Annotated in this window: 13 protein-coding genes; 4 read left to right on the plus strand and 9 right to left on the minus strand. The window is 73.1% G+C overall.

The window, feature by feature from the left end; all coding sequences use genetic code 11:
• Nucleotides 1-196: 196 nt before the first annotated feature.
• The 3 genes from WD794_09445 to WD794_09455 all read right to left on the minus strand — a co-directional run bounded on the left by WD794_09445 (nucleotide 197) and on the right by WD794_09455 (nucleotide 3,163).
• Nucleotides 197-484 (minus strand): hypothetical protein, encoded by a 288-nt coding sequence (locus tag WD794_09445; GenBank protein MEX2290534.1) that lies wholly within the window; start codon nucleotides 482-484, stop codon nucleotides 197-199.
• A gap of 249 nt (nucleotides 485-733) precedes the next feature.
• On the minus strand, nucleotides 734-1,432 hold the full coding sequence (locus WD794_09450) for a hypothetical protein (GenBank protein MEX2290535.1): 699 nt from the start codon (nucleotides 1,430-1,432) through the stop codon (nucleotides 734-736).
• 18 nt (nucleotides 1,433-1,450) lie between these two features.
• The gene (locus tag WD794_09455; protein ID MEX2290536.1) at nucleotides 1,451-3,163 is read right to left on the minus strand and encodes a DEAD/DEAH box helicase; all 1,713 of its coding nucleotides are present in this window, start codon (nucleotides 3,161-3,163) and stop codon (nucleotides 1,451-1,453) included.
• A 159-nt stretch (nucleotides 3,164-3,322) separates the two neighbouring features.
• Here WD794_09455 and WD794_09460 point away from each other — a divergent pair, with 159 nt between their 5' ends.
• Nucleotides 3,323-5,095 (plus strand): SpoIIE family protein phosphatase, encoded by a 1,773-nt coding sequence (locus WD794_09460; GenBank protein MEX2290537.1) that lies wholly within the window; start codon nucleotides 3,323-3,325, stop codon nucleotides 5,093-5,095.
• Complete coding sequence (locus WD794_09465; GenBank protein MEX2290538.1) at nucleotides 5,092-5,487, plus strand: ATP-binding protein; 396 nt, start codon at nucleotides 5,092-5,094, stop codon at nucleotides 5,485-5,487. The genes WD794_09460 and WD794_09465 overlap by 4 nt, the downstream gene beginning before the upstream one ends.
• A gap of 6 nt (nucleotides 5,488-5,493) precedes the next feature.
• On the opposite strand, the gene WD794_09470 is transcribed toward WD794_09465, so the two are convergent.
• From WD794_09470 to WD794_09480, 3 genes are read right to left on the minus strand one after another with little or no spacing between them, the layout of a single operon-like run.
• Nucleotides 5,494-6,294, minus strand: coding sequence for a hypothetical protein (locus tag WD794_09470; GenBank protein MEX2290539.1), 801 nt, complete (start codon nucleotides 6,292-6,294; stop codon nucleotides 5,494-5,496).
• Nucleotides 6,291-6,941 carry a response regulator transcription factor gene (locus WD794_09475; GenBank protein ID MEX2290540.1) on the minus strand — a complete coding sequence of 217 codons (651 nt, stop codon included), beginning with the start codon at nucleotides 6,939-6,941 and terminating at the stop codon, nucleotides 6,291-6,293. The genes WD794_09470 and WD794_09475 overlap by 4 nt, the downstream gene beginning before the upstream one ends.
• The gene (locus WD794_09480) at nucleotides 6,929-8,164 is read right to left on the minus strand and encodes a sensor domain-containing protein (protein ID MEX2290541.1); all 1,236 of its coding nucleotides are present in this window, start codon (nucleotides 8,162-8,164) and stop codon (nucleotides 6,929-6,931) included. Before WD794_09480 ends, WD794_09475 begins: the two co-directional genes overlap by 13 nt.
• Nucleotides 8,165-8,328: 164 nt before the next feature.
• Here WD794_09480 and WD794_09485 point away from each other — a divergent pair, with 164 nt between their 5' ends.
• Together WD794_09485 and WD794_09490 are read left to right on the plus strand one after the other, a co-directional pair.
• Nucleotides 8,329-10,569 (plus strand): MMPL family transporter, encoded by a 2,241-nt coding sequence (locus tag WD794_09485; GenBank protein MEX2290542.1) that lies wholly within the window; start codon nucleotides 8,329-8,331, stop codon nucleotides 10,567-10,569.
• A gap of 291 nt (nucleotides 10,570-10,860) precedes the next feature.
• Nucleotides 10,861-11,325, plus strand: coding sequence for a hypothetical protein (locus tag WD794_09490; protein MEX2290543.1), 465 nt, complete (start codon nucleotides 10,861-10,863; stop codon nucleotides 11,323-11,325).
• Nucleotides 11,326-11,528: 203 nt separating this feature from the next.
• Here the strand turns inward: WD794_09490 and WD794_09495 are convergent, their stop codons facing one another.
• The 3 genes from WD794_09495 to WD794_09505 form a co-directional block, all read right to left on the minus strand.
• Nucleotides 11,529-12,440, minus strand: coding sequence for an exo-alpha-sialidase (locus WD794_09495; GenBank protein ID MEX2290544.1), 912 nt, complete (start codon nucleotides 12,438-12,440; stop codon nucleotides 11,529-11,531).
• Nucleotides 12,441-12,588: 148 nt separating this feature from the next.
• Entirely contained in the window at nucleotides 12,589-13,542 is a 954-nt protein-coding gene (locus WD794_09500) for a M56 family metallopeptidase (GenBank protein MEX2290545.1), read from the minus strand.
• Nucleotides 13,539-13,907 (minus strand): BlaI/MecI/CopY family transcriptional regulator, encoded by a 369-nt coding sequence (locus tag WD794_09505; protein ID MEX2290546.1) that lies wholly within the window; start codon nucleotides 13,905-13,907, stop codon nucleotides 13,539-13,541. Before WD794_09505 ends, WD794_09500 begins: the two co-directional genes overlap by 4 nt.
• Between the last annotated feature and the right edge of the window lie 26 nt (nucleotides 13,908-13,933).

Below are 13,933 nucleotides of genomic sequence, written 5' to 3' on the forward strand. Positions count from 1 at the left end.
CAGATGCCGCTCCGGAGACATGTGTGCTGTCGGGGGTGTTGCAGCACAGGTCAAGAATCCAGAAATGTTGACCTGTGGTGTACACCCCCGTGCGGCGCACATCGACGCGCGAGTGGCTCTGGTCGGCCGGGCCGTTGGCAGCCGGTGTCCTTGACAGCCGTCGACAGGCCCCCGCCCCACCTCGTGCTACGGAGCACTAGCACTCCAGGTCGGCCAGCGCGGCGCGCAGTAGCTGCAGGCCGTTGCGGGCCAGCGCGTCGGCTTCGCCCGGCTCGACCTCGAGCTCCATCGCGGCACCGACCGGGCCCTCGGCGTAGCCGTGTGCGGCGACGACCGCGGCCCGCTCGGCGGGCGGCAGAGCGGCCAGTGCCGCCTCAAGCCGGTCGAGCACCTCGGGATGGCTGGCGGTCGGTTCGGCCGCGGCCACCGCCTCGACGAGGTGCGACGGCAGAGGCCGGCAGCGGGGTGGACGCTCGCTGGTCACGCGACTCCTCGACTGGCTGGGTCCGGGCGGGCTCGTGTCCGGGCGGGCGGGGGCCCGGGCGGGTCCCTGGAGAACAAGTCAGCCGCCCCGGTCGCCCGGAGCGGCTGCCTTGCGCCTTCCCGTCAGGTCGCCTCACGGCGGTGTGTCGCTCTTGGCGACTGTGTTGGGACCGGGGGCCATGTATCGGGTCGGCACTGACAGTCAACCGCACGATCGGCCGGACGATTCCCCCGGTCGGGTGCACCAGTCCTAGTTCTCCGGAGCCGACACCGAGTCGTCCGGAGCCGACGCGGGTGCCGCAGCCGGCTCCGGCGCAGCGACCTGCCCCGGTGCCGGCTGGGGCGCGGCCGGCGTGACCTGCTCTGGTGCGGCCGGCGCGGGTGCGGCCTGTTCCGGTGCGGGCGTGGCTGGAGTGGAACCCGAGACGTCGCTCCCGCCCGCGGCCGGCACGACGGCCCCGACCGGGACGTCCTCACCGGCCGGGCCGGGCGCCGCCGTGACGGGCGCACTCTCCCCCTGGCCCGGTCGCCGCTGACCGCGACCGCCGGCCTGCCGCTCGCCGGGCTCACCCGCCGGCCGGGAGTCCGGACGGGGGCGCCCACGGCGGGACTTGCGGCCCTCGCCCGGCGCGCTGGGCGCACCTTGCCGCGACGCGACCTGCGGCGCACGCCGGCCCGGCCCGCCCATGTCCATGGCGCCGGCCAGCCCGTACTCCTGGACGAGCAGTTCCATCTTGGCCTGCTCGGCCGGATCGGCATTCTCGGCCTTGCTGTGCGCCAGGTCGCGCAGGGCGTCCAGGCGCTGGCGGCGTCGACCCGGGTCGTCCGAGGAGTGGGTCAGCAGGACGGCGTGGGCCATGCAGGCCGCGGTGCCCGCCACGGAGGTGGCGGCCTCGCGAACCAGGGCGAGGTCGGCGATGCAGGGGGCACAGTACGAGAGAGAGGTCACCGGAGCACGGTAGCCGTCTCAGCCCGGGCCCCGGCCGCGGTCCAGGCGCACCGTCGCCTTGCGGCCCTTGATCTGCGTCGCGCGCAGCGCCTGGACGACCTCGCCCGCGGCGGCCTCGGGGATCTCCACCAGGGAGAAGCGGTCCGCGATCTCGATGGCGCCGATGTCCCGGCCGCTCAGGCTGGACTCGCCGGTGATCGCACCGACCAGGTCCTGCGGCCGCACACCCGCCGCGCGGCCGAGCCCGACGAACAGCCGGGTGTTGTCGGTCCGGGCCTTGCGCACGGGGCGCTCCGCAGCGGGGCGTCCGCGACCTGCGACCGGGCCCGGTGACGCCGCTGGGGCCGGTCGCGGCGCCACCGCCGGGATGTCCTCGTCGTCCTCGCCGGCAGGTCCCGTCGTCGTCTCGTGCGCCAGCTTGACCGCCGCCAGCGCCACCTGCACCACGTCGAACTCGTCGGTCAGGGCGTCCAGCACGACCGAGTAACCGTCCAGGTCGTCCTCGATCAAAGCCTCGTGCAGCGCCGCCCGGGTGAGCTCCAGCCGGCGCGCGCGCAGGTCGGCGACCGTCGGCACCTTCTCGACCACGATCCGCTGTCCGGTGACCCGCTCGATCGTCTTGAGCATCCGGTGCTCGCGCGGTTCGGCCAGCGTGATGGCCATGCCCTCCCGCCCCGCCCGGCCGACCCGGCCGATGCGGTGGACATACGCCTCCGGGGTCGACGGCACGTTGTAGTTCACGACGTGCGTCAGGTGCTCGACGTCCAGCCCGCGGGCAGCGACGTCGGTGGCGATCAGCAGGTCGGCGGTGCGGCTGCGTAGCCGGCCCATGACCTTGTCGCGCTGCTCCTGGCCGAGTCCCCCGTGCAGCGCCTCCGCGCGGTAGCCCCGGCCGTTGAGCGTCTCCGTCAGCGCGTCGACCTCCTCCCTCGTACGGCAGAAGACGATCGCGGCCTCGGGCGACTCGACGTCCAGCACCCGGCCGAGGGCAGCCGGCTTGTGCGGGCGCGCGACGACGTACGCGCTCTGCCGCACCTTGGGCGCCTCCCCCGCCTGCGCCTGCTCGCGGTGGATCTCGATGCGCACCGGGTCGCGAAGGTGGCGTCGGGCGATCCGGTCGACGCGCGACGGCATGGTGGCCGAGAACAACACCGTCTGGCGGCCGGCAGGGGTGTCCTCCAGGATCGCCTCGATGTCGTCGGCGAAGCCCATGTCCAGCATCTCGTCCGCCTCGTCGAGCACCACGGTGAGCAGCTCGGACAGGTCGAGGGTGCCGCGGGTGATGTGGTCGGTCACCCGGCCGGGGGTGCCGACCACGATGTCGACGCCTCGCTCGAGCTCGCGAAGCTGCCGGCCGATCGGCTGGCCGCCGTACACAGGCAGCACCCGGGCCCCGGCACCCGGCCCGAAAAGGTCCCTGCCGTAGCGATGGACGGCCTCGCTGACCTGCATCGCCAGCTCACGGGTCGGAGCGAGCACCAGGGAGACCGGCGCGCCGCCGCCGCGTCCGCCACGCCGCTCCAGTCGCTGGAGCAGCGGCAGAGCGAACGCCGCGGTCTTGCCGGTACCGGTGGCGGCCTGACCCAGCAGGTCACGCCCCTCGAGCAGCGGCGGGATCGCCTCCCGCTGAATCGGCGTCGGCTCCTCGTAACCCAGCGCGGTCAGTGCGGCGAGCAGCTCGGCGCGCAGCGCCAGGTCGGCGAAGCTCGCCGGCTCGTTCGCCGTCGCCATAGGTTCCTTTCGTACATCAGCTCGCGTGATCAGCTCCCCAGCCTTGCGCACCGTCCCCCGGCGGCCCGCGCCGGTCCCCGCGGTGCAATGCTGGCGGGGGCGCGAACAGGGACGTGCCCGCTGGGCCGGTCCGTGCGCCGGAGGCGGGAAGGACGGGGCGTGGACTACGCAGCGCTGTTCGCCGCCCTTCCCACGCCGTATCTCGTCCTGACGCCCGACCTGGTCATCGCCGAGGCCAACGACGCCTATCTCGCCGCCGTCGGGCGCACCCGCGAGGACCTCGTCGGCCGCCCGGTCTTCGAGGCCTTCCCGCCGAGGCCGGACGCCCTGGACGACAGCGGGGTCTCGCGGGTCCAGGTCTCCTTCGAGCGGGCCCGCGACACCGGTCGGCCGGACACCATGCCCATCCAGAAGTACGACATCCCGGACACCGGGACCGGTGAGTTCGTCGAGCGCTTCTGGTCGCTGATCAGCGTTCCGGTGCTGGACGAGCAGGGCCGCACCGTCCTGGTGGTGCAGCGGGCCGAGGACGTCACCGACTACATCCGCGAGCGCGAGCGCGGTGCGGCCGAGCGCGAACGCGGGGAGGCCTGGCGACGCAAGGTCGAGGAGATCGAGACCCACCTGTTCGCGCGCGGGCAGGAGCTGTCCGCCGCCGTGCGGGCCCGCGAGATCGCCAGCCGGCGAATCGCCAGCCTGGCAGAGGTGGCGGTCCAGCTCAGCACGGCACAGACCGTGGAGGACCTGGCGACGGTGATCGTCGAGCGTGGTCTGGTCGCCCTGGGCGCCGACGGCGGTGCCGTCGCCGTACGCGTAGGCGACGTCCTGCAGCTGGCCATCACCGCCTCGCTCGGCGTCCGGACGCAGGTCGACTACGCGGAGCTGCCACTGGACGGCCCGCTGCCCGTCTCGGTCGCCGCCGCGACCGGGGAGCGGATCCTGCTGCCGGACGCCGAGGCGCTGCTCGCCTGGGGCCCGGGCACGCCGGAGGTCCTGGAGGCCACCAGCTGTCAGGCCTGGGCCTGCCTGCCACTGCGCAGCGAGGACCGGCTGCTCGGCTCGCTCAGCGTCGGCTGGCGGGAGCCGCGGACGTTCCCGCCCGAGGAGCTGGAGGTGCTGGAGGCGCTCGGGGCGCAGTGCGCGCAGGGCCTGGAGCGCATCCAGACCCGCTCGGCCGAGCGCAGCGCCGCCGCCGCCACCCGGCGGATGTCGGAGACGCTGCAGCGCAGCCTGCTCACCGAACCGCCGCAACCGCCCCAGCTGCAGATCGCGGTCCGCTACCGCCCGGCCGTGCGGGACGCGCAGATCGGCGGCGACTGGTACGACGCGTTCGTCACCTCCGACGGGTCCACCTCGGTGGTCGTCGGCGACGTGGCCGGGCACGACCGGGACGCGGCCGCCGCCATGGGCCAGATCCGCAACCTGCTCCGGGGCATCGCCTACACCATCGGCAAGCCTCCGGCGGCGGTCCTGTCCGCGCTGGACCGTGCGCTGCGCGACCTGGCGGTCGACTCGCTGGCCACGGCGGTGCTGGCGCGGATCGAAGGCGACGGTCCACGGCGGGTGCTCCGCTGGTCCAACGCCGGCCACCCGCCCCCACTCCTGGTGCAGCCCGACGGCGCCGTGCACGTCCTGCGTACCCCGGCCGACCTGCTGCTCGGCCTGGACGCCGACACCGTGCGGCGCGACCACCAGCGTGACATCGAGCCGGGTGCGACCGTGCTGATCTACACCGACGGCCTCGTGGAGCGTCGCCACACCGACCTCGACGAGGGTGTGCACCAGCTGGCGGAGGTGGTCCAGGAGCTCGCGGGCGAGGAGCTCGAGGCGTTGTGCGACGCCCTGCTCGAGCGGCTCGGGTCGCCGGCCGAGGATGACATCGCGCTGCTCGCCCTACGGGTCCACCCGGCGCCTGCACCGGAGCCGGCGTGAGCGCCGGCGGGGCGGACCGCGACGGCGCCGAGCTGGTCCTGCCACCGGTGCCTGGTTCGGTGCACTCGGCCCGGCGCTTCGTCCTGGCGCGGTGCCGGCAGCTGGTGGTGGACCCCGGAACCGCCGAGGACCTCGTCCTGCTCACCAGCGAGGTCGTGACCAACGCGATCATCCATGGGCGCAGCGAGGTCCGGCTGCGCGTGCTCGCCGGGCAGGGCCGCTTGCGGATCGAGGTCGCGGACGAGAATTCCCGCCACCCGCAACTGCCCGGTGAGGACGCCGATGCGCTGGACGGTCGGGGCGTGCGCATTCTCGACGAGCTGGCCGCCCGCTGGGGCGTGCGCGACGAGCGCTACGGCAAGACGGTGTGGTTCGAGCTGCGGTCGGGCTGAGGGATCTCACCGGTAGGCGACGCGGACCCGGCCGCCGTGGCTGTCGAGGCGCACGACCCGTCCGGAGCCGGGCCTGCTGTCGACCTCCACCCGGCTTTGTCCGCCGACGACCGAGGACTGCACGTCGTAGCCACCCTCGACCCGGGGGAGCAGCACGTCGACGCCGCCGCCCCGCGCCTCGATCTCCACCCTGCGGGGCGGGCTGGCGACGTCCACCCGGACCCGGCCGCCTCGGGAGTCGACCGAGATTTGCTGTGCGGTCAGCTGTTCTGCACGCAGGCTGCCCCCGCGGAGCTCGACCTCGACGCGACCGGAGATCCTGGTGACCCGCACTTGTCCGCCGGACGCGGAGATCCGCACGTCGTGCGCGTCGCGGACGTCGACCGCTGCCCCATGCGACGCCACCTCGAGCGGGCCGTCCAGGTCGGTGACGTCGACCCCGCCCCCGCGGATCTGCACCGACGTCCCGCGCGGCACCTCCACGAGCAGCTCGACCCGGCACTGCAACAGGTGCCCTGCGGGACAGCGGGTACGGAGGTCGGTACGCCCGCCGCCACTGACGACCTCGACCGCCGGACGGCCGAATGCCCAGCGCAGCCGGGAGGTGATCCGCAGGTCGGTCCGGTCGGCGCCCCGCACGACGACGCGTCCGGCACTGCGGATCCCGACCTCGGCGGTCGCCACGACGACCCGGTGCTCCACCGCCTCCTGCCGAGCGACGAGGGCGGCCGTGCCGGTGATCCCGGCCGTCAGCAGCAGCGCCGTCAGCACCGAGCCCAGGGCCAGCAGCCCACCGCGACCGGTCATGTGGCAGCTCCCAGCCAGCGCAGCACCGCGAGCACCCGGCGGTGGTCGGTGTCGGCCGGAGCCAGCCGCAGCTTGCCGAAGATCCCCGCCACGTGCTTCTCAACCGCCCCGGGAGTGACGACGAGTGCCTCCGCGATGCCGCTGTTGCTGCGGCCCTCCGCCATCAGCCGCAGGACGTCGTGCTCCCGTGGCGTGAGCTGTCCGAGCGGGTTCTCGCGACGGCCGCGCAGGAGCAGCTGGGAGACGACCTCCGGGTCCAGCGCGGTGCCCCCCGCGGCCACTCGGCGCAGCGCCGCCACGAAGCCGCCGACGTCGGCCACCCGGTCCTTGAGCAGGTAGCCCACCCCGCGGGTGTCCGACGCGATCAGGTCGGCGGCGTAGTGCTCCTCGACGTACTGGCTCAGCAGCAGGACCGGCAGCGGCGGCGTGTTGCTGCGCAGGGCGACCGCTGCCCGTACCCCCTCGTCGGTCCAGGTCGGCGGCATCCGCACGTCGACCACCGCCGCGTCCGGCGCGTGCTGGTCCACGGCACGCAGCAGCGCCTCGGCGTCCGGCACGGCGGCGACGACCTCCATACGCGCGTCGGCGAGCAGGTGCACCAGCCCCTCACGCAGCAGCACCGAATCCTCCGCGATCACGATCCGCACGGGAGCACCGCCTCGATCCGGGTGCCGGAGCCCGGCGGGCTGTCGACGCGCAGCACGCCGTCGACCGCCGCCACGCGTCGTTGCAGACCGGCCAGTCCGCCGTCCGGGTGCAGCACCGCTCCGCCCGGTCCGTCGTCGGCGACCAGCACCCGAAGGCTCGGCCCGTCCCGCTGGACGTCGACCCGCACCGCCGAGCCACCGCCGTGCTTGACCGCGTTCGTCAGCGCTTCGGACACCACGAAGTACGCCGCCGCCTCGACGGCGCGCGGCGGCCGCGCAGGGACCTCCACACGCAGGTCGACGTCCACCGGCAGTCGCGCGGCCAACGGTGGAAGAGCGGCCCCCAGCCCCCGGTCGGTCAGCACGCTGGGATGGATGCCGCGAACCAGGTCGCGCAGGTCGGCCAGCGCGTGCTTGGCCTCCTCGTGCGCCGAGTCCAGCAGCGCCCGGACCGCCGCCGGGTCGTCGTCCAGCTTGGCCCGCGCCATGCCCAGGTCCAGCGCCACCCGCACCAGCCGGGGCTGCGCACCGTCGTGCAGGTCCCGCTCGATCCGTCGCCGTTCGGCGTCGGCCGCGTCGAGGACACCGGCGCGGCTGACCTCGAGGTCCTCCACCCTGGCGGTCAGCTGCTGCCGGTCCGGCCGTCCGGTCAGCGCGCGCAGCAGGGCGACCTGCAGGCAGGCGGTGCCGCGGGCGAGCCACGGTGCGGCCAGCAGGATCGCGATGCCGACCAGCGTGGCGAGGGCCACCGACGGCGCACCGCCGAGCCGGAGCGTGTCGTCCGGCGGGAGCAGCGCGGCGTACGCAGGAAGTGCCGTCAACGTCAGCCCGACCGACCAGGCGCCCACCACGACGGCGGCCGACAGGACGTTCGTCGGCAGCAGCAGCAGCGCGTAGCACAGCGCCCGCCAGGCGGCGGCACTGCGCAGATCGGGCAGCAGGCGCCCGCGCGGCTGCCGTGGGGCCGGCTCGATCACCTCACGCAGGACCAGCCGGGCACGGAGCACGTCGCCGGCCGCGACCAGCCACGCCACCCGCAGCGCGCACCACAGCGGAAGCAGCCCGAGCAGCGCGAGCGGGAGCAGCCCGACCGTCAGCGCCAGCAGGACCAGCAGCACGGGGGCACTCAGCAGTGCCCACGGCAGGCCGAGCACGACGTGCACCGTCGCCGTCCACGCCGCTGCGCTCCCGGGGGCGCGGAGCAGATCGGTGGGTGAGGGCACGAGGCGGACGCTAGGCGCTGACGGGTCCAGGCGGAACCAGGCTGCCACCCCGACGCAGCCGGGGGTTGTCCCCCGCCCGTTTCCGGGTGACCTCCGCAGAGACAACGCAGCCGGATATCGGCATCCTGCCCCGGTCAGACCGCTTGCGTCATGGAGGATCCGCCGTGGTGCGTCTTGCCGAATTCGTCCTGCGCCACAAGACACTCGTCACCGTCTGCTGGCTGCTGGCCCTGCTGGCCGGCGCCGCGACCGCCGGCGCCACCACCGAGCGGCTGACGTTCGACTTCTCCCTGCCCGGCCAGCAGGGGTACGAGACCGAGAAGCAGCTGCTCGAGATCTACGGCAACGGCCCGGACGAGGGCACCACGCTGGTCGTGGTGACGGCTCCCGGCGGCAGCACCGTCGCCGACCACCGGGAGCAGGTCGACGCCGTCTTCCGCGGCATCGATGCGCAGTTCCCGCAGTACCGCGTGCTGTGGAGCGGCATCGCCGGTGCCGCCGCCGACCGGTTCCGTGCCGAGGACGGTCGGACGGCGTACGGCGTGGTCGTCGACGAGCGCTTCACCGGCTTCACCTTCGAGCCGGCCTTCCGCACGCTCACCCCGTACCTCGCCGAGCAGGAGCAGCGCACCGGCCTCGACGTACGCACGACCGGCTATTTCCAGTTGTCCGAAGGCAATGCCGGCAGCGGGGCCGAAGCGGAGCCGCCGAGTGTCCTCAGCGAGACGCTGCTCGGAGCGGCCGGCGCGCTGGTCGTGCTGCTGTTCGTCTTCGCGTCGTTCCTGGCCCTCGTGCCGCTGCTGGTCGCGGCGGTGTCGATCCTGTCGACGTTCCTGTGCGTGCTCGCCCTCAGCTATCTCACCGATGTCAGCTTCGTCGTGCAGTTCCTCGTCGCGCTGGTGGGTCTGGGGCTGGCGATCGACTACTCGCTGCTCGTCGTCACCCGGTGGCGGGAGGAGCGCGAGCACGGGGCCGGCAACGATGCGGCGGTCGTCGAGTCGATGCGCACGGCCGGCCACGCCGTGCTCGCCTCGGCAGGCACCGTCGCCATCTCGCTGGTCGCCCTCGTCGTCGTGCCGGTGCCGTTCCTGCGCAGCATGGGGTTCGGCGGCATGCTCATCCCCGTCGTCAGTGCGGCCGTCGTGCTCACCCTGCTGCCGGCCGTGCTCGCCGGCGTCGGGCCGCGGGTCGACTGGCCACGGATCAGGCACGAGAACTCCGCCTCCCGGGGCTGGACGGCCTGGGCCCGTGGCATCACCCGCCGTCGCTGGCTGGCCGCCGCAGTCGGCACCGCGCTGCTCGGGGCTCTTGTGGCGCCCGTGTTCGGCATCACGGTCGGCCAGCCGCGCACCGAGTCGCTGGCCACCCGCGGCCCGGCGGTCGAGACACTTGCCGACCTGCACGACGGCGGGGTGCCGCGCGGGGTCGTCACCCCGCTCGAGGTGCTCCTACGCGGCGACGACACGGGGGCCGGAGCCCAGGAGGTGGTCCGGCTGCTGAACGGCGTCGACGGCGTCGCGTTCGCGGTGGCCCCGGACGGGTGGCGGCTGCCGGACAGTTCCGTGGTGCACGTGGTGCCCGACGAGGAACTCGTCGACCTGCAGCGGGCCGGTGTCGTCGAGCGGATCCGGGACGCGATCGCCCCGGTACCGGGCGTGGTCGGCGTGGCCGGTCCGGGCGCGACCGTCCTCGACTACAACGACGCCGTCTTCGCCCGCTTCCCGCTGGTCATGGCGCTCATTGCGCTGACGACGTTCCTGCTGCTGGTGCGCGCCTTCCGCTCGCTGCTGCTGCCACTCAAGGCGGTCCTGCTGAACGTCGTGTCGGTCGCGGCCACCTTCGGCTTCGTCGTGCTGTTCTGGCAGGAGGGCCTCGGCTCGGAGCAGGTGTTCGGCATCGCCGAGACGGGGGCGGTGACCTTCTGGCTGCCGGTGCTGATCTTCGCCTTCCTGTTCGGCCTGTCGATGGACTACGAGGTCTTCATCCTCTCGCGCATGCGGGAGGAGTACGACCGCAGCGGGTCGACCAGGACCGCTGTCGTCGAGGGACTGGGCCGGACCGGCCGGCTGGTCACCTGCGCCGCGCTGATCCTGTTCCTGGCCTTCACGGCGCTGGCCTCGGCGCCCGGGACCGACATCAAGATCCTGGCCACCGCGCTGGGCGTCGGCATCCTCATCGACGCGACCATCGTGCGGGCGCTGCTGGTGCCGGCGCTGGTCTCGCTGCTCGGTGAGTGGAACTGGTGGCTGCCGTCGTGGCTGGCCCGCGCCCTGTGGGTGGAGCCGTCACCGAGAATCCCGGAGCCGCTGGAGGTCCCGGGCCGGCGGGCGGCCGCCGCGAGCCGGTCGGCTGAACGGCGGCCAGGGCCGTCACGGGGACGCACACAGAGTCACGGCCATTCGTGACGCCCCGTCCCGGTGCCGCCTGCACAGGTGGACGGCGCCTGCACAGGTGGTCGGTGTCGCGGTGAGTGTCCGGTGTGGCCGCCCGGTCCGGGGTCGTGCCGCAGCCGGCGTCCAGCAGCCAAGCTGGGTCTCAGCGCCAGACTCGTACGGCAGCCAGAGCTCGCACGGCTAGGGATCATCCCGGCCCAGACGGCGCTGCGCGCTGTGGACAGCCACCCGAGCCTCCACATTCCTTCGCCGGGACGGCAGCAGAGCGACAGCCGGTGGTCCGATCATCGTGGAGGTGCGACCATGGCGGTGGACGAACGGGCCCGACGAATGCTGCACGACCGTCTCGAGGAGGTGCTGGGCGTGGGACAGGGCGACGTGCTCATGGACCACCTCCCGCCGACCGGCTGGTCAGAGCTGGCCACCCGACGTGACCTCGACGAGCTGGCCACCACCACCCGACACGAGCTGGCTGCCACGGAACAACGGCTCACGCACCGCCTCGACCGGACGGACGACCGGTTGGTGCACTTCGAGCAGCGCGTCGACGGGCAGTTCGCGCGGGTCGACGAACAGTTCGCGCGGGTCGACGAACAGTTCGCGCAGCTCGAGGAGCGGTTCGCCCGCCAGACCGCGGAGATCACCGCGGCGTTCCGCGGCGAGATCACCACCGCGATCACGCTGCAGGTCCGGCAGACCGTCTTCGCCATCATCGGGGTGTTGCTGGCCGTCGCCGCGCTGATGGCAGCCCTGCTCGGACTGGGCTGAATCAGAGGTCCGCGCACGCGGGGTCGGCACAGCGCCCGGCGCGGCACCTACCGCATGATCACCGGATCGACGACGATCAGCAGACGGCACCCATAGCTCCCTCGTCGGCGCCTGTGGAGACATGCCGCTGCACCGGGCTCGCGGGTCAGGCCGTTCGTACGAGCACAGTACGACGTCCGGTAGTAGAGGTCAGGCCAGCCTGGTCACGCTTCCTGGTAACGCACGCCGAAGGTCCTTCCAGCGTCGTTCGACTCGACGACCCTGCCGTCCCGCGTCGCGACGAACACGTCGTCGCCGTCCGCAGTGACCGCCGCGGGCTGCCCTCCGGCGGTGCCCCGCAGATCCCAGGTCCTGCCGCCATCGGCGCTGACCTGCACGCCGCCGTTCGGGTCGACCCCGACGAGCATCCCGTCCTCCGTCCAGGCGAGCAGGGCCAGGATCGGCGTGTCGGGGACCACCTGGAAGCTGCGCCCACCGTCGTTGCTGGCTCCGAGCCCCTGCTGAGTGGTCACCAGGATGGTGTCCGCGTCGTCCGGGCTGACCGCCAGGTCGGCCAGCGGGATGCTGGCCCGCTCGTCCCAGGTCTTCTTGTCCTCGGACACCATCAGTTGTCCGCCGGAGTGCCCGTACACCCTCCCGTGTCGCGCCTCGAGCGTGTGGAAGTCCGCCTTGCCCTCGAGCGAGACGGTCTCCCAGGTCTGGCCGCCGTCGGTGCTCTCGATGAGGCCGAGGTTTCCGGGACCGCCCTGACCGGCGCCGGGGTGCCCACTGGCGAGATAGTGGCCGGGGCCCGCGACGCTGAAGCCCATGAAGTCCTGCGTCGGGCCGAACTGCTCGACGCTGCCGTCCTCGGCGATGCGGAACGCACCGAAGTGCGTCCCAGCGAGCAGCTCACCGTTCGCGGGATCGACGGCCAGACCGTGCACGTGCGCCATCCCCGCGGGGGCGGCGGTATCAGTGTCGCTGTCCCCACGCGCGAGGAAGAAGAGGACGCCGATCGCGAGAACCGCCACCACGACGCTGACGCCGATCGCGGCGCTGCTTCCGCCCCTGGCGGCGCCTCCTGTCCGGCTCTTGGCGTTGTTCTGCCGCGGCTTCGTGCTGCGCGAGTTCATGAGTCTCCTGGCTCTGCTGAGAAAAACGATCCAAGATAGTAGAACGAAGCGGTTGTGCACCGTGTTCCGCAACCGGCACCAGACCTGCCGCGACGTGCGATCTCCGGGTGATCGGCCTGTCGGCCCAGCCGCTCCGGTCGCCGGCAGATCACGCGCTGATCGACGGGACCGTGCAGACGTCTGCTCCTGCGGCGGCCAGGGCGGGATAGGCAGCCAGTACCGCGGGAGCCAGCAGGACCACGGTGAGCCCGCAGAGCGCGGCGATCGGCCGCGCAATGCCGACGGGTGCCACCGGACCGAGCAACCGGCTCACCCTGGCCGCTCCGCCGCGGTCGGCGGCGGCAAGCGCTGCGCGCGGCGCGCGCATCCCCGCGAGTGTCACCAGCGCGGCAGCCACGCTGATCTGATCGGTGTCGCGGGCGGCGGCGTCGTCGGCACAGAGCTCGACCAGGCGTGCGATCTCCGATGCAGCAGTGGCGAACAGCGGAACGCCCGGGAAGGCGCGCACGACGCCGCTCGCGGCGCCCACCACCAGGTGGTGCCGTTCGCGCAGGTGAGCCCGCTCGTGAGCGATCACCGCGGCGAGCTCGTCCTCGTCCAGCGCAGCGACAGCGGCAGTGGTCAGGACGATCCGGCCGTGCCGGCCGGGCAGGCAGTACGCCGCAGCGACGTCTGCGTCGACGAGCGTCGCGCCCAGCACCGCGTCGTCGCGTGACACCAGAGCCAGGGCATCCCGGCTCCGGCGGCGCTCCCGGTATGCCGCCATGAGGTGAGCGCTGACCCACCCGGCCGGCCACAGGGTCGACGCGGCGGCGAGCAGGACTCCGGCAGTCACCGCCGGGAACTGCGTCGGCGCGCTGTAAGCGGCCTGGACGGTGTAGATGCATGCGCGCAGGAAGGTGGCAAGGCCATGCCCGAGATCGCTGCTCGGCACGATCAGGGTGGCTCCTGCCAACGCGACGCTCGCCAGCGCAGCCAGGGACAGCACCTGCCACGCGAGCACCCCCACCCGCGGAAGCGCATCGAACAGGCGAACCCGCCGCAGCTGGGCACCGCCGAGCATGAGTACGACAGCAAGACCCAGCAGCGACAGCGCCGTCACGAGCGCGGGCGCTTCCTCGCGGCCTTCACTGCTGCTGTCAACTCGGCGACGGCGTCGGGCTCGAGCTCGGAGACGAAGTGCATCAGCACGGCTTGGCGGTCGGAGGACCTTCCGAGCACCTCGCGCAGCAGCATCGCAGCGTGCTCCTCACGGTCCCAGGACGGCTGGTACATCCACGCCCGACCGCTCATCTCCCGGGTCACGACGCCCTTGCGGTGCAGGTTGTCCAGCACCGTCATGACAGTGGTGTACGCCAGCTGCTTGCCCGTCTCCAGCTCTCCGAGCACGTCGCGGACACTGGCGGGCTCGTTGCGCGCCCACAGGCACTCCATCACCGCGGCTTCCAGCTGTCCGAACGGACGCATGCTCCACCTCCTACGAGAAAGTGTAG

The organism is Mycobacteriales bacterium (assembly GCA_040902655.1).
GTDB lineage: Bacteria > Actinomycetota > Actinomycetes > Mycobacteriales > SCTD01 > SCTD01.

Bases quoted from the DNA above. Each gene is read 5' to 3' on its own strand.
- WD794_09455 (MEX2290536.1), bottom strand. From the start codon at position 3,163: ATGGCGACGGCGAACGAGCCGGCGAGCTTCGCCGACCTGGCGCTGCGC.
- WD794_09505 (MEX2290546.1), bottom strand. From the start codon at position 13,907: ATGCGTCCGTTCGGACAGCTGGAAGCCGCGGTGATGGAGTGCCTGTGG.
- WD794_09470 (MEX2290539.1), bottom strand. From the start codon at position 6,294: ATGACCGGTCGCGGTGGGCTGCTGGCCCTGGGCTCGGTGCTGACGGCG.
- WD794_09490 (MEX2290543.1), top strand. From the start codon at position 10,861: ATGGCGGTGGACGAACGGGCCCGACGAATGCTGCACGACCGTCTCGAG.
- WD794_09495 (MEX2290544.1), bottom strand. From the start codon at position 12,440: ATGAACTCGCGCAGCACGAAGCCGCGGCAGAACAACGCCAAGAGCCGG.